This is a genomic window from Gluconobacter sp. R75690, assembly GCF_015244525.1.
GTDB lineage: Bacteria > Pseudomonadota > Alphaproteobacteria > Acetobacterales > Acetobacteraceae > Gluconobacter > Gluconobacter potus.
This window is the reverse complement of sequence record NZ_JABCQB010000002.1, coordinates 334,699-353,480: the sequence shown is the minus strand read 5'-3', so window position 1 is coordinate 353,480 and position 18,782 is coordinate 334,699. Positions and strand designations below refer to the sequence as shown.

The 18,782-nt window shown below is 62.8% G+C and carries 18 protein-coding genes; 6 read left to right on the top strand and 12 right to left on the bottom strand.

The annotated features are described in order from the left end of the window. Positions 1-30: 30 nt before the first annotated feature. The 8 genes from murA to HKD27_RS03925 all read right to left on the bottom strand — a co-directional run bounded on the left by murA (position 31) and on the right by HKD27_RS03925 (position 8,337). Positions 31-1,287, bottom strand: coding sequence for a UDP-N-acetylglucosamine 1-carboxyvinyltransferase (gene murA / locus HKD27_RS03960; protein ID WP_194688399.1), 1,257 nt, complete (start codon positions 1,285-1,287; stop codon positions 31-33). Between the two features lie 24 nt (positions 1,288-1,311). Then, positions 1,312-1,863, bottom strand: coding sequence for a dCTP deaminase (gene dcd, locus HKD27_RS03955; protein WP_011252421.1), 552 nt, complete (start codon positions 1,861-1,863; stop codon positions 1,312-1,314). Positions 1,864-1,955: 92 nt separating this feature from the next. Then, positions 1,956-2,888: a DMT family transporter gene (locus HKD27_RS03950; protein ID WP_194688400.1), complete on the bottom strand. Its 933-nt coding sequence runs from the start codon at positions 2,886-2,888 to the stop codon at positions 1,956-1,958. Next, entirely contained in the window at positions 2,878-3,057 is a 180-nt protein-coding gene (locus HKD27_RS03945) for a hypothetical protein (protein ID WP_194688401.1), read from the bottom strand. Before HKD27_RS03945 ends, HKD27_RS03950 begins: the two co-directional genes overlap by 11 nt. After that, positions 3,047-4,231, bottom strand: coding sequence for a glycosyltransferase family 4 protein (locus tag HKD27_RS03940; protein WP_194688402.1), 1,185 nt, complete (start codon positions 4,229-4,231; stop codon positions 3,047-3,049). The genes HKD27_RS03945 and HKD27_RS03940 overlap by 11 nt, the downstream gene beginning before the upstream one ends. A 188-nt stretch (positions 4,232-4,419) precedes the next feature. Then, a complete protein-coding gene (locus tag HKD27_RS03935) occupies positions 4,420-6,651 on the bottom strand; it encodes a pyrroloquinoline quinone-dependent dehydrogenase (protein ID WP_062496582.1) in 2,232 nt (743 codons plus the stop codon). Next, complete coding sequence (locus tag HKD27_RS03930; protein WP_194688403.1) at positions 6,651-7,031, bottom strand: glycerol dehydrogenase; 381 nt, start codon at positions 7,029-7,031, stop codon at positions 6,651-6,653. Before HKD27_RS03930 ends, HKD27_RS03935 begins: the two co-directional genes overlap by 1 nt. A 151-nt stretch (positions 7,032-7,182) precedes the next feature. Continuing rightward, positions 7,183-8,337 carry a hypothetical protein gene (locus tag HKD27_RS03925; protein ID WP_194264003.1) on the bottom strand — a complete coding sequence of 385 codons (1,155 nt, stop codon included), beginning with the start codon at positions 8,335-8,337 and terminating at the stop codon, positions 7,183-7,185. A 270-nt stretch (positions 8,338-8,607) separates the two neighbouring features. On the opposite strand from HKD27_RS03925, the gene dnaK reads away from it, so the two are divergent. Together dnaK and dnaJ are read left to right on the top strand one after the other, a co-directional pair. After that, positions 8,608-10,512 (top strand): molecular chaperone DnaK, encoded by a 1,905-nt coding sequence (gene dnaK / locus HKD27_RS03920; RefSeq protein ID WP_062496578.1) that lies wholly within the window; start codon positions 8,608-8,610, stop codon positions 10,510-10,512. 142 nt (positions 10,513-10,654) lie between these two features. After that, complete coding sequence (gene dnaJ / locus HKD27_RS03915; RefSeq protein ID WP_062496577.1) at positions 10,655-11,797, top strand: molecular chaperone DnaJ; 1,143 nt, start codon at positions 10,655-10,657, stop codon at positions 11,795-11,797. Between the two features lie 57 nt (positions 11,798-11,854). On the opposite strand, the gene aroE is transcribed toward dnaJ, so the two are convergent. Together aroE and HKD27_RS03905 are read right to left on the bottom strand one after the other, a co-directional pair. Then, positions 11,855-12,709: a shikimate dehydrogenase gene (gene aroE, locus HKD27_RS03910; RefSeq protein ID WP_194688404.1), complete on the bottom strand. Its 855-nt coding sequence runs from the start codon at positions 12,707-12,709 to the stop codon at positions 11,855-11,857. An 88-nt stretch (positions 12,710-12,797) separates the two neighbouring features. Continuing rightward, positions 12,798-13,247, bottom strand: coding sequence for an Rrf2 family transcriptional regulator (locus HKD27_RS03905; protein WP_194688405.1), 450 nt, complete (start codon positions 13,245-13,247; stop codon positions 12,798-12,800). An 80-nt stretch (positions 13,248-13,327) separates the two neighbouring features. Here HKD27_RS03905 and HKD27_RS03900 point away from each other — a divergent pair, with 80 nt between their 5' ends. After that, a complete protein-coding gene (locus tag HKD27_RS03900; RefSeq protein WP_194688406.1) occupies positions 13,328-14,509 on the top strand; it encodes a globin domain-containing protein in 1,182 nt (393 codons plus the stop codon). Positions 14,510-14,522: 13 nt separating this feature from the next. Here HKD27_RS03900 and HKD27_RS03895 read toward each other — a convergent pair whose 3' ends face one another. After that, on the bottom strand, positions 14,523-15,131 hold the full coding sequence (locus HKD27_RS03895; protein ID WP_194688407.1) for an FMN-dependent NADH-azoreductase: 609 nt from the start codon (positions 15,129-15,131) through the stop codon (positions 14,523-14,525). A gap of 91 nt (positions 15,132-15,222) precedes the next feature. Here HKD27_RS03895 and HKD27_RS03890 point away from each other — a divergent pair, with 91 nt between their 5' ends. Both HKD27_RS03890 and dapB read left to right on the top strand, forming a co-directional pair. Next, a complete protein-coding gene (locus HKD27_RS03890) occupies positions 15,223-15,660 on the top strand; it encodes a helix-turn-helix domain-containing protein (RefSeq protein ID WP_228518287.1) in 438 nt (145 codons plus the stop codon). 24 nt (positions 15,661-15,684) lie between these two features. After that, entirely contained in the window at positions 15,685-16,431 is a 747-nt protein-coding gene (gene dapB, locus HKD27_RS03885; protein ID WP_194688408.1) for a 4-hydroxy-tetrahydrodipicolinate reductase, read from the top strand. A 64-nt stretch (positions 16,432-16,495) separates the two neighbouring features. On the opposite strand, the gene HKD27_RS03880 is transcribed toward dapB, so the two are convergent. Further along, positions 16,496-17,284, bottom strand: coding sequence for an SDR family NAD(P)-dependent oxidoreductase (locus HKD27_RS03880; RefSeq protein WP_194688409.1), 789 nt, complete (start codon positions 17,282-17,284; stop codon positions 16,496-16,498). 301 nt (positions 17,285-17,585) lie between these two features. On the opposite strand from HKD27_RS03880, the gene metK reads away from it, so the two are divergent. Further along, positions 17,586-18,770 carry a methionine adenosyltransferase gene (metK, locus tag HKD27_RS03875; protein ID WP_194259740.1) on the top strand — a complete coding sequence of 395 codons (1,185 nt, stop codon included), beginning with the start codon at positions 17,586-17,588 and terminating at the stop codon, positions 18,768-18,770. Positions 18,771-18,782 lie beyond the last annotated feature (12 nt).

The following is an 18,782-nucleotide window of genomic DNA, read 5'->3' as shown; positions in this document are numbered from 1 at the left end:
CCAAAAACTTTTAGAAATTATACAGAGCAATCAGTCTGAAACGCGGGCGATGTCGGCACCGCAGGCGGCGAGCTTGCGGTCCACGCCTTCATAGCCGCGGTCCAGATGATAGATGCGGCTGAGCTGCGTTTCGCCTTCCGCCGCCAGCCCTGCCAGGATCAGCGAGAACGACGCCCGCAGATCGGTCGCCATGACCGGAGCACCCGACAGTTTCGGCACGCCACGGATGATGGCGGAGCGGCCATGCACGTTGACGCGCGCGCCCATGCGGTTGAGCTCCGGCACATGCATGAAACGGTTTTCGAAGATCGTCTCGGTGATCATGGACGCACCTTCGGCCACCGACAGCATCGCCATGAACTGCGCCTGCATGTCGGTCGGGAAGCCGGGATACGGCTCGGTCATGATGTCCACGCCCTGAAGCGTGCCGCTGCGACGGACCCGGATGCCCCGCGCCTCTTCCAGAACCTCGACGCCCGTTTCCTCAAGCGTGCGGATCACGGCACCCAGATCATCGGCCCGTCCGCCCACGAGCAGCAGGTCACCACCCGTAATACCCGCAGCGCAGGCATAGGTGCCGCACTCGATACGATCCGGCATGACGGCGTAATGCGCGCCATGCAGCTTCTCCACACCGTCAATGATCAGCGTGCCCGAGCCTTCGCCCGTGATCTGCGCGCCCATGGCGTTGAGGCAGTGCACCAGATCGCTGATTTCCGGCTCGCGTGCGGCGTTAACGATATGGGTGCGCCCCTTGGCCAGCGTTGCGGCCATCAGCAGGTTCTCAGTCGCGCCCACGCTGGCAAACGGCAGGATGATCCGGTCGCCCTTCAGCCCGTCCGGAGCGGTCGCATTGATATAGCCGTTTTCGAGACGGATATCGGCGCCCAGCGTCTCAAGCCCCTTGAGATGCATGTCCACCGGGCGCGTTCCGATGGCGCAGCCGCCCGGCAGAGAGACCTTCGCCTCACGCGCGCGGGCCAGAAGCGGTCCGAGCACCAGAATGGAAGCGCGCATCTTGGAGACGATGTCATACGGTGCCTCGACGGAACCGATCTCGCCACCAATGGACAGCGTGCGTGGCCCGGCGTCCTCAACCGTGATGCCCAGCCCTACCAGCAGGTCGCGCATCGTCTTGATGTCAGCGATGGCCGGCACGTTGGACAGCACCAGCCGCTCGGACGTCAGCAGGCCCGCAACCATGAGCTTGAGGCCGGAGTTCTTGGCCCCGCCGATCTCGATTTCGCCTGTCAGGCGGCGGCCACCGCGAATGATGAAACGGTCCATGGTGCGATCCTTGAGAGGGGAGCCTTACAGGCGGGGCGTGGTGACGCCGGACTGGCGCATGTATTTTCCAGCACGGTCGGCGTAGCTGACCTCACAGGGGCTGGCACCCTGGAAAAACAGGAACTGGCAGATGCCCTCGTTCGCATAGATTCGCGCGGGCAGCGGCGTGGTGTTGCTGATTTCGATCGTGACCTGGCCTTCCCATTCCGGCTCAAGCGGCGTGACATTCACGATGATGCCACAGCGCGCATAAGTGGACTTGCCGAGACACACCACCAGCGTATCACGCGGGATGCGGAAATATTCGACCGTATGCGCCAGCGCGAAGCTGTTGGGCGGGATGGTAATGTCGCCGGTACGGGTCACGAAGCTGTTGGACGCGAAGTTCTTCGGATCGACGATGGCGCTGTCCACGTCGGTGAAGATCTTGAATTCTTCCGCCACGCGCGCGTCATAGCCATAAGACGACAGGCCATAGGAAATGACGCCTTCGCGCTTCTGGGCTTCCACGAACGGCTCGATCATGCCTTTTTCCCGGGCCATCTGGCGGATCCATGTGTCGGGCATGATGGGCATGAAGGCACTCCTGAACGAGGACGGTAAAAATCGCCCTGTACGTCTAACCCACCTGCTCTAGCGAGCGATGGGCGATCACGCAATGTGTCGGGTCAGTCATTTTTCGTGAGGGTCTGTGGCACACGTCCCAGTAGCCGCTCCAGCCACTGTGGGCGCAGTTCACTGGTCAGCACGCCGCCCACGATCAGCATAGCTCCCAGCAGGGTCGCCGGGGGCAGGCTGTCGCCCGCCAGCCAGCCGACAAGACCACCCCAGACCGGCTCTCCGGCATAGATCACCGCGGCCTTGGTCGGCGCGACGGATTTCTGCGCCCAGTTCATCACGACCTGCACCAGAGCGCTCAGGCCACCGAGCGCCAGCGCACAGCCGAACCAGACCCATGAGAACGCCGGGAGCGCCTCCCCCGAAACCGGGACCATCAGCCCGGCGAAAAGACTCCCGGCCAGAAGCTGCATGACCGTCACGCGCAGACTGTCCACACCCCGGGCATAGAGGCTGATCAGCACGATCTCGACCGCGATGGCGATGGCCGCAAACAGCGTCAGCAGGTCCCCGCGCCCGAAGGACAGCGACAGCGCCGCTGGTCCCGCCAGACAGACCAGACCGGCAAACGCCAGCGCAATCCCGAGCCAGCTCATCAGATGTGGCGGCTTGCGCAGGAAGGCCCACTGGAAGATCGGCACCAGCGGCACATAAAGCGCCGTGATGAAGGCGGAACGGCTGCTGGTGATGTCCCGCAGGCCCGCGCTCTGCAACACATAGCCGGTCGCCAGGGCGACTCCGATCAGCGCCCCGGCCCGGACTTCCCGCCAGTTGAAATCCAGCAGTTTCCGCCCGGCCAGCAGCCCGACGAACACCGCCGCCATCATGAAACGGACAAAAACGAAAAAGCCTGGCCCGCAGTGCTGCATGGCGATGTGCAGCACGAGAAACGTCCCGCCCCACAGCACCGTCACGCCCGTCAGCGCCAGTTCCTGCGGCGAAGGGAGGGGAAAGCTGCGCTTCACAGACTCTCTAGCGATCATCGGTAGAGGATGAGCCAGCGTCGTCCTGCGGCCGCGCACGCTGCTGCTGTTTGCGGCGCATCAGATTGGCCCGGAGCGCCTTGGCCTCACGGCTTTCCCGCTCTTCCTTTGCCGCCGCCGCGCGGTCACGGACGATCTGCTCTGTCGGTTTTGCGTCCTTACTGGTCATGGCTGTATTCCTCGAATGTCTCCCGCAGACGGGTGCCCAGAAGTTCGTCATACACACCCAGCGTGCGGGCCTGCATCAGCGTTGTCGTATAGTTGGCGACGGCATGGGCCCGGGCCTTTTCCGCCAGCCAGTCCAGTGCGTCATCATCCGTTTCCAGAACGCTTTTCAGCGCGTCCGCCAGGGCTTGCGGATCATCGGGAGGCACAACCAGACCCGTCTCGCCGGGCAGGATCGTCTCCATCATGGCCCCCTGTGCCGTGCCGATCACGGGGCGACCCATCATCTGCGCTTCCACCAGTGTGCGTCCAAACGGCTCCGGCCGGAGCGAGGGGGCCACGACAACGCTCGCCAGTTCGCAGGCGACCGGCATATCCGTGCAGGTTCCGGCGAAGCGGACATGCTCCTCAAGGCCGAGTTCCCGCACGCGCTGTTGCAACTTTCGGGAAAATTTCCGGTCGTTCTCCGGGCCCGCCAGAACGCAGATCCAGCCTGTCCCCTTCTGCGAGCGCAGTAGACCCAGCGCCTCGATCAGAACGCCCTGCCCTTTCCATGCCGTCAGCCGCGCCGGCATGAGGATGATCCTTGCCTCGACAGGCACGCGCCAGGCCTCGGCCAGTTTCTGCACGCGTTCGCCGGAGATCGTGCCGGGCGTGAACTCCCGCAGATCGGCCCCGCGCGGAATGACGCGCAGACGGCTCTCCGGCACGGCGTATTCGCTGCGCAGGCGCCGGGCGATGAACTCCGAAATCGCAATGACCCGGGTGCCGCGCGCCAGCACGGAATTATAGAGCTTCTTGCCCCGCCATTTCGCCTCATGCACGCCATGCCATGTCGTCACGAGCGGGATGTTTTCCCGGCGGCAGGCGATCCACGCGGCCCAGGCCGGAATCCGCGAGCGGGCATGGACCAGATCCACGCCTTCCCTGCGGATGATGGCCTGAAGATCCCGCGCCCGGCGCAGCACGGCGACAGGGGATTTCTTCTTCAGATCAAGCTCGATATGCCGCGCACCGGCATGACGGAGCTGCACCAACAGCCGGCCGGGGCGGGAGGCGACCAGCGCCGTACCGCCCCCTTGGGTGATTGCCGCGGCAATCTCGACAGCCCCGCGCTCCAGCCCGCCGGTGCCCAGCGCCGGAAGAACCTGAAGGATGACGGGAGAGCGATCGGTCATGATGGTCGGAGGTGGCCTGTTCCGGGAAGAGTTTTGTGAACGAAAACAGCCTGTAGCCGGGTCTGGAGGCGCTTCCCACCCGAAAAATGGAAAAAACGGCCCCGGAAACGACAAAGGGGTGGTCTCCGTGCCATTTCCGGCACGAAAACCACCCCTTCCGTCATCCGGAGGCCTCAGCCCCCGCGTTCTCAGCCCTTGTGATCGGGCAGGGCGTAGACGACCAGCTGATCGCTGACCGGCGTCATCATGAAGTGATGACCACCCGCCATGATGGCGACGTACTGATGACCATTGGCCTCGTAGGTCATCGGGTTGGCCTGACCGCCGCCCGGCAGGACCGCGCTCCAGACCACCTTGCCCGTGTGCTCGTCGATGGCACGGATCTGATTATCCGTAGCTGCCGCGATGAACACCACGCCACCGGCCGTCACAACCGAGCCACCATTATTCGGCGTACCGATTTCCCAGGGAAGCCCGGTCGGCAGGCCCCACGGACCGTTGGCACGAGCCGTTCCCAGCGGATGCTGCCACAGCACCTTCTGGCCATGCTTCATGTCGATGGCCGTGATCATGCCATAGGGCGGACGGTTGCACATCATGCCCGTGTACTGATCCCAGAACGGGGTCACGACGATACCGTAAGGCGTGCCGTCCATGGCGCCGTTACCTTCGGCGCCACCGCCACCCGGCTTGTAGTTCGGGTCATCGATCGGCATCAGGCCAAGTTCGTCGGCCTTCTTGCGGGTCACGAGCTGGTCGTACATCGGGGTGATGTTCCAGTTCGCAATCAGGATGCCGCTCTGCGGGTCATAGGACACGGAGCCCCAGTCGCTGCCGCCGTTATAGCCCGGATATTCGATCCAGGGCTTGTCGACGCTCGGCGGCGTGAACTCACCCGTATAGTTCGCACGACGGAACTTTATACGGCAGAAGAGCTGATCGATGGGGGACATGCCCCACATATCCGTCTCTTTCAGGTCCGGCACGCGCAGGGCCGGCATTCCCGTGGACCAGGGCTGCGTCGGCGAACGCGGATCGCCCGGGATCACACCCGGCGACGGAGCGGGACGCTCTTCGACCGGCAGGATCGGCTTGCCGTCACGACGGTCGAGCACGAAGGTCTGGCCGCGCTTGGTCGGCATGATGAGTGCGGGGACAGGCTGGCCATCCTGGCCGGGCATGTCCATGAGCGTGGCCTGCGAGCCGATATCATAGTCCCAGACGTCCTTGTGCGCCGTCTGGAAGACCCAGCGAGGGGAACCCGTCTTTACGTCGAGCGCGACAACTGCGGACGAGACCTTGTTTTCGGCATCGCTGCGCAGGGCACTGTAGTAGTCGGAAGCCGAGTTTCCGGTCGGGACGTAGACGAGACCCAGCGCATTGTCGCCGGTCATCGCAGCCCAGGAGTTCGGCGTACCGCGGCTGTAATGGTTGTTGCCGGTCGGCTGGCTGTGGTCATCGGGGCGGTTCACGTCCCAGGCCCACAGGAACTTGCCGCTCTCGGCATCATAGCCACGGATCACACCCGACGGGGCCCAGCGCCGCTGACCGTCGAGAACCTCGTGGTTGACCACGACTACACCGTTCACGATCGGCGGCGGCGTCGTCATGGAGACGAAGCCCGGAACGGATTCGCCAAGACCCTGCATCAGGTTGACCTGGCCGCCATTGCCGAAGCCCTCGCACAGATTGCCGGTCGCGGCATCGACCGCGATCAGGCGCATGTCGAGCGTGCCTTCAAGGATACGGTTATGGCAGGGCTGGCCCTCAGGCACCTGCGACGACGTGAAATACGTCACGCCCTTGCACGCTGCGGTGTAGGGGATGGCTTCGTATTTCTCGTTGATGTTGTGACGCCAGATCTCCTTACCCGTCGCCGGGTCGAGCTTCATGATGTCGTTCTGTGCGGAGCACATGTAGAGGCCGTCACCTACCTTGATCGGGGTGGTTTCGGCAGCCCATTTGTTCGTCTGGCCCGGACGCGGATAGCTGCCGGTGTGATAGACGAAAGCGACCTTGAGCTGATCGGCGTTCTGCGGCGTGATCTCTGACAGGGGCGAATAGCGCATCTGGCTGTCGTCATGGCCGTAGGCGGCCCAGTCTCCGGAGGCGGGGCTGGCACTCTGCTGCGGGGCCATCTGCGGAACATCGTTCGGATCCATGGACCCGATATCCGGCAGGTTAGCCGCGTTCACACCCGGCGCCTGGGGCGCATAGGGGGACGGGCCGGAAAAGCGGCTCTTCGCAGCCGGCGTGTTCTCGGTCGGCTCGAAGGAATTGCTGCTACCATTGCCGGGACCCGGCACGGTGGAGGTTGGCGCACCGCCACTGCCTGCGGGAGCGAACTGGGCATTGGCAGCCAGCGGAGCGCAGGCCAGCGTGGCACAGGCAACGGTGGCGAGAAGATGGGATCTGCGCATCAGACGGTTTCCCTCAGGGTGCGGCGGGTTTCCATCCGGCGAAGAACCGGGATGGTGAGGGCGACAAGGATGCCCAGCAGCGTCGGGCCGAAATCGCGCGGCAGAAGGTCAACCGGGCTGAAACCCACTTCCCACAGGGACCAGATCCACGTGTAGGCCAGCGCCCCCAGATACAGGAATGCGCCCAGCGTCCGCCCCATAAGCATGAAAACACCGCCAGCAACCAGCGGGATGCCACAGATGACGTAATAGACAGAGCCGCCCAGCATCGCGAGGTCGGCCCCGGCGATCACGAAGAACAGCCCCACCAGAATGATGACAACCCCTAGGACCAGTGTGAGCCACTCGGTCAGGGTTCTGCTGCCATAAGTATTCGGCATTGGTGAAAGCCTCCAGAACTGAAAGTCCGGACGGTAAGTCCAGATTTTCCGGAAAGCTACGGTTCTTTTTCAATATTGTTGAATATAATTCTAACAAAAACGTGTGATAACACGGTTTCATTTCAATAAATTCAAATACGCGTTACCTTTATTACCCGGCCGGGATTGTTACGACCGCCCCTGCCGTATGGTTCGTTGCGGCAAGGGCGGCGAGAACCTGCACCATCGTAAACGCCAGTTTGCTCTGGAAATCGCGATCACTGATCCAGAACCAGGTGTTGTTATAACTGACCGCGGCATAGCGGGTGTCCGGCTCTTCCCGGCTCGAATGGATCACAACTTCCGGGCGGTTCTCGATCCCGACCTGTCCGATCGTGGGGGGCGTACGGCCGCTCTTGATGTCGTCTTCCGGCACCTCGACCTCGTAGGCGAGTTGCGTCAGCATCGCGAGCATGGAGCGCGTCAGGATCGCGATCTGCTTGCCGGGATGCTTGGGATACGGGCCATAGACGATTTCGGCTTCCTCGGCTCCCGGGTCGAGATGCAGGAGCCGGCGCACCTCTGCCTGAATCGCCAGAAGGTTGCTGTCCGAAGTCGAGGTCAGGACCAGATAGGAGCGCTCGGCGCCCGTGCTGCTTCCCCCGTTGCCATTACTGTCGGACTTGCCGCCGTTTTTCTTGCTATCCGGCGGGGTAGGATTCTCGCTCGTGATCCGGATGGTCATGGCCCCCTGGATCTGGAGCTGTCGCAGGTCATGCAGGAGCAGATAGAACCGCACCGACCCGCCACCGAATGGGCCCGCACCAAGCCCACGGACATTGGACAGGCCGTCGATGGACTGTGCGGTCAGACGCAGCAGCGTATCGATCGGCAGGCCACCAAGGCTGAGCGGCATGATGACCGTCGGCGAGATCGGCCGGACCACGTTCTCGGCATATTGCTGCCCCGTCACCGGCTGGTAGGTGAAAGTCGGGTTCTCCCCCAGGGACATGGTTCCCGTGCCGAACAGGTAGTTCCCGACCGCCGTCGCCGGATAGGCGTAAAAGCCGCCGCTGATGCTCTTGGAAACGCTGTAGCCCGCAATCACCTGCGTCGTATCCAGGAATGTCGGCGGATCGGCGTAACGCAGCCGGACGATGTTCAGCAGCATCTCGTGCTTCTGGGTATCCCCCAGCGCACGGGAGTATTCGAGCTGGTCGTTCCGCAGTTTTCCGGGCCCCATCGGACCACAGGCGGAGAGGCCGGTTGCGGAGAAAATGGCCAGGGCAGCCATCAGCGTGGCACGAAAGTAAGGATGATTCGGCATGGCTGTCTGAAGACTGTCCCATTGGCAGGCAAAGCGGAAGGCCCAACCTTACTAGAGGGCGATGTCCATATCGGAAACAGCCATCTTCCCCTTCAGGCCCCGTGAAGCGAACATTCTCGACGAAATGTGTCGTCCAAGTGCTTGAAACACCTTGCGGCGTTGCCTAGATCAGTAGTCGGAACACAGGCCCGTGAGGGTCTGGATACGTCAATAGGGTCCGATCCGGTGCCTCACAGGGCCGGGACGGACCGCTGAGAGGACTGATATTACATGAGCAAAGTCATTGGCATTGACCTTGGTACCACCAACTCCTGCGTCGCAGTACGCGAGGGTGACGAAACCAAGGTCATCGAAAACAGCGAAGGCGCCCGCACGACGCCGTCCATGGTCGCCTTCACCGACAACGGTGAGCGTCTCGTCGGACAGGCCGCGAAGCGTCAGGCCGTCACCAACCCGGCCAACACCCTTTATGCCGTCAAGCGCCTGATCGGCCGTCGTTACGACGATCCGACCGTCCAGAAGGACAAGGAGATGGTGCCGTACGCCATCGTCCGTGGCGACAACGGCGACGCATGGGTCGAGGCACGTGGCGAGAAGTATGCTCCGTCGCAGATCGCAGCCTATGTTCTGGGCAAGATGAAGGAAACCGCCGAGAGCTATCTTGGCGAGACCGTCTCCCAGGCTGTCATCACGGTCCCGGCCTACTTCAACGACGCCCAGCGTCAGGCCACCCGTGACGCCGGCAAGATCGCCGGCCTCGAAGTCCTGCGCATCATCAACGAGCCGACCGCAGCAGCCCTCGCCTATGGCCTTGGCAAGCGCGATTCCGGCACGGTGGCCGTGTATGACCTTGGTGGTGGTACGTTCGACGTCTCCATCCTCGAGATCTCCGACGGCGTGATTGAAGTGAAGTCCACGAACGGTGATACGTTCCTGGGTGGTGAAGACTTCGACAACCGCATCATCGGGTTCCTGGCCGACGAGTTCAAGAAGGACCAGGGCATCGACCTGCGTGGTGACAAGCTCGCCCTGCAGCGTCTGAAGGAAGCCGCCGAGAAGGCCAAGATCGAGCTATCCTCCTCCAAGGAGACCGAGATCAACCTGCCGTTCATCACGGCTGACGCTTCCGGTCCGAAGCACCTCGTCGTCAAGCTGTCCCGCGCCAAGCTGGAGAGCCTGGTCGATGACCTGATCCAGCGTACGCTCGGCCCGTGCCGTGCAGCCATCAAAGACGCGTCCGTCTCCGCCAACGAGATCGACGAAGTCATCCTGGTCGGCGGCATGACCCGTATGCCGAAGGTCATCGAGACGGTTAAGGAATTCTTCGGCAAGGATCCGGCACGCAACGTCAATCCTGACGAAGTGGTCGCCATCGGTGCCGCCGTTCAGGGCGCTGTCCTGAAGGGTGACGTCAAGGACGTCCTGCTCCTCGACGTGACGCCGCTGTCGCTGGGTATCGAGACGCTGGGTGGCGTGTTCACCCGTCTGATCGACCGCAACACGACGATCCCGACCAAGAAGAGCCAGACCTTCTCCACGGCTGAAGACAACCAGAACGCCGTAACCATCAAGGTCTATCAGGGCGAGCGTGAGATGGCGGCTGACAACAAGCTGCTGGGCAACTTCGACCTGCAGGGCATTGCTCCGGCGCCGCGTGGCGTGCCGCAGATCGAAGTCACCTTCGACATCGACGCCAACGGTATCGTGAACGTGTCCGCCAAGGACAAGGCCACGAACAAGGAACAGCAGATCAAGATCCAGGCGTCTGGTGGTCTGTCTGATGCCGACATCGACCGCATGGTCAAGGACGCCGAAGCCAATGCTTCTGCCGACAAGGCCAAGCGCGAACTGGTCGAGCTGCGCAACAGCACGGAAAGCCTCATCCACCAGACCGAGAAGTCCATCACCGAAGGTGGCGACAAGGTTCCGGCGGCTGACAAGTCCGAAGCTGAAGCTGCGATCGCCGAGGCCCGCGAAGCTCTGGGGGGCGAAAACCTCGACGCCCTGAAGGCTGCCAGCGAGAAGCTGACGCAGGCTGCCATGAAGGTTGGTCAGGCTGTGTACCAGGCTGGTCAGGGCGCTGAAGGTGGCGCTGCGCCGGAAGGCGAGAAGAAAGACGAAAACGTCGTTGATGCCGACTTCGAAGACCTCGAAGACGACAGCAAGAAGCACTGATCGGGTGACTTCCGCAGACGGAGCTGAATGCTCCGTCTGACCCTGTTTTCCGAGGGCGCCCGTTCCCGCAAGGGGGTGGGCGCCATTCTTGTTTTCCGGCCCTCCACAGGGACCGCCTTCAGGACCGCCCCAAGGACCGAACATGGCCACCAGAATCGACTATTACGAATCCCTTGAAGTCTCCCGCACGGCCTCGCCCGACGAGCTGAAGAAAGCCTTCCGCAAACAGGCCATGCGGTACCATCCTGACCGTAATCCGGGTGATGACGCCGCCGAGCAGAAGTTCAAGGAAATCAATGAAGCCTATGACGTCCTGAAGGACGAACAGAAGCGTGCAGCCTATGACCGTTACGGCCATGACGCCTTTGAAGGCGGCATGGGCGGAATGGGCGGCGGCTTCGGTGGTGGCTTTGCCGGTGCGGGCGGTCTGGGTGACATCTTCGACCAGATGTTCGGCGACATGATGGGTGGCCGGCGCGGTGGGGGACGCCGGACCGGGGCGGATGTCCAGGTTCAGGTCGAGATCACGCTGATGGAAGCCTTCACGGGCGTGACGAAGGACGTCGAAGTCCGGACGCGCGTGACGTGTGAAGCGTGTCATGGGTCGGGCTCGGCCGATCCGAAGGCTGGCAGCAGCACCTGCCCGACGTGTCACGGTGCGGGCAAGGTTCGTGCGCAGCAGGGCTTCTTCCTCGTCGAGCGCCCCTGCCCGACCTGTCATGGTTCGGGTCGTACCGTCGCCAATCCGTGCAAGGTCTGTCACGGCACGGGCACGGAAGCGAAGACGGAAACCATCAGCATCGACATCCCGGCAGGCGTCGAGGATGGCACCCGCATCCGCATGGCTGGTAAGGGCGAGGCCGGTGGTGAAGGCGTGCAGCCGGGCGACCTGTACGTTCACATCTCCGTCCTGTCGCATGACATCTTCCAGCGCGACGGATCGAACATCTACTGCCGTGTTCCGCTACGCATGACGCAGGCGGCTCTTGGCACGGAAGTCGAGGTTCCGGTTGTGGATGGTGGCCGCAGCAAGGTCCGTATTCCTGCGGGGACGCAGACGGGCGAGACATTCCGTTTGCGCGGCAAAGGCTTCTCGGTCCTGCGCTCCTCGGCCCGTGGGGACATGTACATCCAGGTCTCGGTCGAAACGCCGAGCCATCTAACGAAGCGCCAGCGCGAACTTCTCGAAGAGTTCGAGAAGGAAGCCGGGGACGACCACGCCAAGGGCAGCCCCGAAAACAGCGGCTTCTTCGCCAAGGTCCGCGACTTCTTCGAAGGCCGCTGATCTTTCAGCTCTGCAAAAAGCCCGGTGCTCTCTTCGGAGACACCGGGTTTTTTCATGTCAGGCCGCGCCGAAAATATCTTTCAGGGTCTTTTCCATCACCCCGGCATCCAGCGTCTTGCCCAGCCAGTGCTCCACGCCGATGACGCCCTGATTGACCAGCATGCCCAGCCCGTCCAGCACGGTGCAGCCCCTGTTCTCTGCTTCCCGCAGCAGACGGGTTCTGGGCGGGTTGGGAATGACATCGGCGACGATCAGCCCCTTGCGCAGGGTCTCGATCTTGAGCGGCGGCATGGCATCGGCATCGCCCAGACCGATGGACGTGGCGTTGATCAGGATGTCCACATCGTCCGGCACGCCGGCTTCACCATCCCATGCCTGAACGTCCGCCTTGGCCGACGTGTTGTCCCGCACCAATGCGGCAATGGTTTCCGCCTTCTTCGGATCGCGGTTCATGACCGTGATGTGAGCAGCAGAAGCGAGCCCCAGTTCCACGGCGATGGCACGCGCAGCCCCACCCGCGCCCAAAAGCAGGACCTTCTTTCCGGACGGGTCCGCGACCTGTTTCAGGGACGCCAGAAAACCCTTTCCGTCGGTGTTATCGCCGATCAGGCGCCCTTTGCGGATGGAAACACAGTTCACCGCGCCGATAATCCGCGCAGACTCTGCCAGTTCGTCCAGATGTTCGATCACCGCGACCTTGTGCGGCAGGGAGCAGTTGAACCCGACCCATTCCATGGCCCGCGCACCAGCAACCGCGTCTTTCAGGTTCTCCGCCTTGACGTCACAGTTGATGTAACGCGCGTCAATGTCGTGATGCCGGTAGGCGGCCTCGATCATGGCGACGGTGGGGTTGTCATCGCAGGGCGTCGAGAACGATCCGGTCAGGATACTGCGGAAATTCTGCTTGCTCATGAAAGGCTCCTCGGATCTGTGCCTGTTTTTGCGTTCATCCGAAATGACGCACGGGCGCGCAGAAGGGTCCATTCACATTCCGGAAATGTCAGTTTTCCGGAACACTCAGCCCCAGAAGGGCGGCCTCACGACCTGTCAGCAGATCGGCGAGCGTATAGCGGTCCAGCACCGCCAGAAACGCGCCCAACGCATCGCCCAGCACGCCGCGCAACACGCAGGCCGGGGACAGAACGCAGGGTCGGCCGTCCGTGCTGTTTCGGCCTTCGCAGTCCACCAGCGTCATGTCGTCTTCGGTGAAGCGGACGACCGCGCCCACATTGATCTCCTCAGCCGGGCGCGCGAGTTCCAGGCCGCCACCGCGTCCGCGGACGGTGGTGACGAAACCGCCCTGCCCCAGACGGTGCACGACCTTCACCAGATGGTTTTCGGAAATGCGATAGGCCTGCGCGATCTCGCGGATGGAGACGCGGCGTGAGGTGTGGACCCCAAGATGGATCAGCACGCGCAGGGCGTAATCGGTATGCAGTGTCAGGCGCATGACGACTCCTCTGCCAGATTGACAGGCGCAGGTCACGTTTTTAAAGATGTATTTCAAATGCACCTTTAAGGGGACCGCTCATGTCCACTTCCGCCGACCGCAGCCTCACGCCCGAGACCATCGCCATCATCAAGGCGACCATCCCGGCGCTCGAAGCCCATGGCGTGACGATCACGTCCGAAATGTACCACCGCCTGCTGGCCGATCCCGCGATTGAGGAAATGTTCGACCCGACGCACCAGTCCACCGGCACGCAGCCCCGTGCGCTGGCCATGGCTGTGCTGGCTTATGCAAAGAACATCGACAATCTGGGTGTGATGGGCGGTGCGGTCGAACGGATCGCGCAGAAACATGCCAGCCTTGAAATCCAGCCGGAGCATTATCCGCATGTCGCCACGGCCCTGCTCGGCGCGATTTCGGCCGTTCTGGGGGATGCGGCAACGCCGGAAATCCTCGACGCCTGGGGCAAAGCCTACTGGGCGCTGGCGGATATCCTGATCGGCCGCGAGCACCAGCTTTATGACAGCAGCGCCCATGCCGAAGGCGGCTGGACCGGCTGGCGTCCGTTCCGCATTGTCCGCGCCGTGCCGGAATGTGCGAATGTCACGTCGCTTGAGCTGGAGCCTGTGGATGGCAAGCCGGTCATCAGCGCCATTCCGGGGCAGTATCTGGGCGTTGATCTGGATATTCCGGGCCATGGACGCACGCGCCGCAATTACAGCATCACATGCAGCCCGAACCGGAAGGGCTATCGCATCAGCGTGCGACATGTTTCGAACGGTGCCGTTTCGAGCTGGCTGAACAGCGGGAAATGTGAAGGGACGGACGTCCTGCTGTCACCGCCTGCCGGCAATTTCCTGCTACCCGAAAAGGTCGAAGGACCGCTGGCGTTCGTCTGTGCCGGGATCGGCATTACGCCGATGATCGGGATGCTGGAAGCACTGGCCCAGCCGGGCGTCACGACGCCTGTTCATGTCGTACAGATCGCCCATTCTGCCGAGACCGCACCGTTTGCGGAGCGTCTGGTGGAACTGTCCCACAATTCGGGAGGGCGCATCCGGGTGGTCACGCGCCTGACGGAGAAAGACGGTCGCCCGACCGCCGCCTGGGTGGCCGAGCAGCTGCCCGGCGGGGTTTCGACCTATCTGTGTGGTCCGACAGGCTTCATGCGTGACATGGTGCACGGCCTGCCGGCAGCCGGCGTTCCGGCCGAGCGCCTGCGTTACGAGACGTTCGGACCGGATACTGGCGTGACGGACTGACCAAAAGGGCTGATTAAAGCGCGCCGGCCTTCTGCTCCGCGTCCGACAGGATGCGGGCACGGTCGGCGCCACCATTCGTGGCCAGGCCCTCGGCCTCGATCACGGTGAGATCCGTGATACCGATCATGGCGAAGACGGATTTCAGATAGCTGAGCTGATGCTCGAAGGACGCGGCCGGGGAGCCTTCGCCATAGAGGCCACCACGCGCCACGGCGAGCACGACCTTCTTGCCCTTGGCCAGACCTTCGATCCCGCCGCCGGACGTGTAGCGGAACGTCTGGCCCGCCACCATGATGCGGTCGATCCAGGCCTTGAGCTGACTGGGAATCGACAGGTTGTACATCGGCACGCCAATGACGACGATGTCCGCGGCCTTGAAGTCCTTCAGGGCATTGGCGCCGGCGATCAGTTCGGGACGGCCCGAAACATCCGGCGTCAGGTCCTTGCCGAGCCAGGACAGCGCTTCGACGTCTAGATGCGGCAGCGGATCGCTGGCGAGGTCGAGGGAGATGACCTCGACAGACGGATCTTTCTTGCGGAACTGGGCGACAGCGGCGGCACTGACATGACGGCTGGCGGAGCTGTCACCGAGGATGCTGGAATCGATGTGGAGAAGTTTCATTTTGATCTTTCCGGTTCCTGATCGTAACCAGCACCAGATAAGGAACCTTTGAACCCCGCCGCAAGAAGGCACATTCCGGAGCCATAGGCACATGGATGTTCGCGTCAGTGAAACCGTTTCTCCTCCCAGGTCGTCCGCAGGGCCGGATACAGCGCCTCTGGACTGCTCGCAGAACGGGGATGCCTGCGCCGTCATCCGCTCCATCCTTGCGCGCACGACGGACAAGTGGAGCATCCTGATCGTCAAGTCGCTCGGGCGCGGGCCGCACCGTTTCAGCGAACTGCGCCGCGCGATCGACGGAATTTCACAGCGGATGCTGACCCTGACCCTACGCAATCTGGAGCGCGACGGTCTCGTCCTGCGGACCGTCACCCCGACGACTCCGCCGCGCGTGGATTATGAACTGACAACGCTCGGGGAATCGCTGTGGACCCTGACCGAGGCCTTTGGTCAGTGGGCGCTGTCCAACCGTCCCGAAATCGAGGCGGCCCGCGCCCGTTTCGATGCCCGGCTTGACGCCAACACCTGATTTTTCCGCTCTAATGGACCGACCATGACCCTGATTTCCGCTCCCCGTATTGGTATTGCCGGCATTACGGGCCGGCTTGGAACGCTCTGCGCCGAAGAGGCCGGGGACGCCCTCGTCGGCGGCCTTTCGCGCACCGCAGACGCCCAGCGCAACATCACGACTGATCCCGCCGCGCTCGCGAAAAGCTGCGATGTGGTGATCGATGTCAGCCATGCTTCGACCGTTCCGGCCCATGCGGCAGCCTTCGCGCAGGCCGGATGCGCCTGGGTTCTGGGAACAACGGGGCTCGATCAGGGCGCGCAGGATGCCGTGAACGCGGCGGCGCAGCATATTCCCGTTCTTCAGGCCGCCAATTTCTCCCCGGCACTGACGCTGTTTCTGGAACTGGCGCGGCAGCTTGGTGCGGGACTGCCGGATTATGATGCGGAAATTCTGGAAGTTCATCATCGCCAGAAACTTGACGCGCCGTCCGGCACGGCACTGGCGATTGGCCGGGCTGTAGCGGAAGGGCGTGGGGTCAGGCTCGAGGACGTGGCCCGGACCGACCAGAATGGTCGCCGTCCGGATGGGGCAATCGGATTCGCCTCCCTGCGCGGCGGCCAAATCATAGGCGAACACGATCTTGTTCTGATGGCGGCGGACGAGCAGATCACCCTGTCCCACCGCGCGCTGGACCGCAGGGTCTTCGCAAGGGGCGCCCTGCTGGCCGCAAGATGGCTCGCGGGCCGCCCCGCCGGCCTCTACACAATGGCCGACGCGTTAAAACGCTAACCGAAAACAGGGTGCAGGGATCAAGATCCCTGCCGGGCCCGAGCAGAGCCCGGACACCCCCCGATCAACCGCCAGCAATCGGCAGGTTCACCCCCGTCATGAAGCTGGAATCATCCCCCAGCAGGAACGCCACCACACCGGGGATTTCGTTGATATCGCCATAGCGGCGCATCGGGACGCTGCCGATCATCTGCTGGGCCACGACCTTGGGATCGGTGGAGAAATACTGGCTTCCGACCTTGGCCTGAAGCTCGACCTGACGCTCCCACATGAAGCCGGGCCCCATGTAGCCGGGACTGATGGCGTTCACGCGGATGTTGTAGGGGGCGAGATCGAGCGCCGCGGTTTCGGTCAGGGCGATGATGGCGCCCTTGGACGCACCATAGGCGGCCATGTTCGGCGGTCCCTTCACACCGGCCATGCTGGCGGTGTTGACCACACGGCCATAGTTCTGCGTGATCATCTGGCGCGAAACGGCCTTGAGGACGTGGAAGGCACCGGTGACGTTGATCGTCAGCACGCGCGCGAAGTCATCTGACGGATAGTCCTGCACGGGGGCAAAGGCGCCCTGATAGCCGGCATTGTTGAACAGGAAGTCGATCTTCCCGAAATCCCGGACCACGGCGTCCACGGTCCCGGTCACGGCCTCTTCGGACGTGACGTCACAGACATAGGAGCGGGCCTCGACGCCCTTTTCACGGACGGAGGCTTCCGCCTTTTCCAGGGCCTCGCGGTTCATGTCCAAAAGGGCGATGGCTGTGCCTTCTTCTGCCAGACGGAGGGCGGTCGCAAGACCGATATTGCCACCCGCGCCGGTGACCAGACAGACTTTACCGTTAAACTTCTTCGACATTCCGAATGCCTCAAACTCTGTTTTTCCCGGGACCGCGCCCATGACGGGCAACAAGGGTCGCGGGAACACGAACGCAGCATGGACGGTGTCGTTGAAAAATGAAACGGGGGCGCCGGCTCTCTTTTTTGTGATCTCACGGCGGTTTTCGGGACTTTCCCGCAGAAAACCGCGTTCAGACCCCATGCAGCCCCTTGACCCTTGCGACCAATTCCGCCAAGCCGTCACCTCCCTGAATGCCACAGCCTGTCTGCCAAGACACCCTGTGGCCCTTCTCACCACTCATTCCCTGCGAGGTCCCTGAGTGCGCAATCACGGCGATTTCCTTTTCACGTCCGAGTCCGTTTCCGAGGGCCATCCCGACAAGGTGGCGGACCGCATTTCCGATACCGTTCTGGACGCCTATCTGCAGGCCGATCCGGAAGCGCGTGTTGCCTGTGAGACGCTGGTCACCACCAACCGCGTCATCCTGGCCGGTGAAGTCCGCGGCCCCAAAGAGGTCGAGGACACGCTGATCGACCGTGCCCGTGAAGCCATCAAGGACATCGGCTACGATCAGGAAGGTTTTTCCTGGAAGAAGGCCGACATCACCTCCTACCTGCACGCACAGTCCGCCGACATCGCCCAGGGCGTTGACAGCGGCAGCGACAAGGACGAGGGCGCTGGTGACCAGGGCATCATGTTCGGCTACGCCACGCGCGAAACCGAACACCTGATGCCTGCGCCGCTGTTCTATGCGCAGACGATCCTCGAGCGCATCCGCGATTACCGCAAGAACGGTGACGCCCGTGGCGTCGGCCTTCTGCCGGACGCCAAGAGCCAGGTCACGCTGCGTTATGTCGATGGCAAGCCCGTTGGCGTCACGTCCGTCGTGATTTCCACGCAGCATGTCGAAGGCATGAGCCAGAACACGATCCGCGAGACGCTGCGCGACGTGGTCAACGGCATCCTGCCGGAAGGCTGGACCTGCCCGGAAGACGAGTTCTACGTGAACCCGACCGGCAACTTCGTCATCGGCGGACCGGACGGCGACGCCGGCCTGACGGGTCGCAAGATCATCGTCGATACCTATGGTGGCGCAGCCCCGCATGGTGGTGGCGCATTCTCCGGCAAGGACCCCACGAAGGTGGACCGTTCGGCAGCCTATGCCGCACGTTACCTCGCCAAGAACGTCGTGGCCGCAGGCCTTGCCGACCGCTGCACGATCCAGCTCAGCTACGCCATCGGCGTGTCCAAGCCGCTCTCGGTCTATGTTGACCTCGACGGCACGGGCAAGGACGTGGACGAAGCCCGTCTGGGTGCGATCCTTAACGAAGTTGTGGACCTGTCCCCGCGCGGCATCCGCAAGCATCTGCGCCTGAACCGTCCGATCTATGTTCCGACCTCCGCTTACGGCCATTTCGGTCGTGCGCCGGATCCGGTTCTGGACAACTTCACCTGGGAGCAGACCGATCTGGTCACCACGCTGCGTGGCGCCCTGAACCGGTAATCTGGCAGAAAA

What these genes read in the sequence shown, in the direction of transcription:
- murA (WP_194688399.1), bottom strand. Translation starts at nt 1,287, where the DNA reads ATGGACCGTTTCATCATTCGCGGTGGCCGCCGCCTGACAGGCGAAATC.
- dcd (WP_011252421.1), bottom strand. Translation starts at nt 1,863, where the DNA reads ATGCCCATCATGCCCGACACATGGATCCGCCAGATGGCCCGGGAAAAA.
- HKD27_RS03950 (WP_194688400.1), bottom strand. Translation starts at nt 2,888, where the DNA reads ATGATCGCTAGAGAGTCTGTGAAGCGCAGCTTTCCCCTCCCTTCGCCG.
- HKD27_RS03945 (WP_194688401.1), bottom strand. Translation starts at nt 3,057, where the DNA reads ATGACCAGTAAGGACGCAAAACCGACAGAGCAGATCGTCCGTGACCGC.
- HKD27_RS03940 (WP_194688402.1), bottom strand. Translation starts at nt 4,231, where the DNA reads ATGACCGATCGCTCTCCCGTCATCCTTCAGGTTCTTCCGGCGCTGGGC.
- HKD27_RS03935 (WP_062496582.1), bottom strand. Translation starts at nt 6,651, where the DNA reads ATGCGCAGATCCCATCTTCTCGCCACCGTTGCCTGTGCCACGCTGGCC.
- HKD27_RS03930 (WP_194688403.1), bottom strand. Translation starts at nt 7,031, where the DNA reads ATGCCGAATACTTATGGCAGCAGAACCCTGACCGAGTGGCTCACACTG.
- HKD27_RS03925 (WP_194264003.1), bottom strand. Translation starts at nt 8,337, where the DNA reads ATGCCGAATCATCCTTACTTTCGTGCCACGCTGATGGCTGCCCTGGCC.
- dnaK (WP_062496578.1), top strand. Translation starts at nt 8,608, where the DNA reads ATGAGCAAAGTCATTGGCATTGACCTTGGTACCACCAACTCCTGCGTC.
- dnaJ (WP_062496577.1), top strand. Translation starts at nt 10,655, where the DNA reads ATGGCCACCAGAATCGACTATTACGAATCCCTTGAAGTCTCCCGCACG.
- aroE (WP_194688404.1), bottom strand. Translation starts at nt 12,709, where the DNA reads ATGAGCAAGCAGAATTTCCGCAGTATCCTGACCGGATCGTTCTCGACG.
- HKD27_RS03905 (WP_194688405.1), bottom strand. Translation starts at nt 13,247, where the DNA reads ATGCGCCTGACACTGCATACCGATTACGCCCTGCGCGTGCTGATCCAT.
- HKD27_RS03900 (WP_194688406.1), top strand. Translation starts at nt 13,328, where the DNA reads ATGTCCACTTCCGCCGACCGCAGCCTCACGCCCGAGACCATCGCCATC.
- HKD27_RS03895 (WP_194688407.1), bottom strand. Translation starts at nt 15,131, where the DNA reads ATGAAACTTCTCCACATCGATTCCAGCATCCTCGGTGACAGCTCCGCC.
- HKD27_RS03890 (WP_228518287.1), top strand. Translation starts at nt 15,223, where the DNA reads ATGGATGTTCGCGTCAGTGAAACCGTTTCTCCTCCCAGGTCGTCCGCA.
- dapB (WP_194688408.1), top strand. Translation starts at nt 15,685, where the DNA reads ATGACCCTGATTTCCGCTCCCCGTATTGGTATTGCCGGCATTACGGGC.
- HKD27_RS03880 (WP_194688409.1), bottom strand. Translation starts at nt 17,284, where the DNA reads ATGTCGAAGAAGTTTAACGGTAAAGTCTGTCTGGTCACCGGCGCGGGT.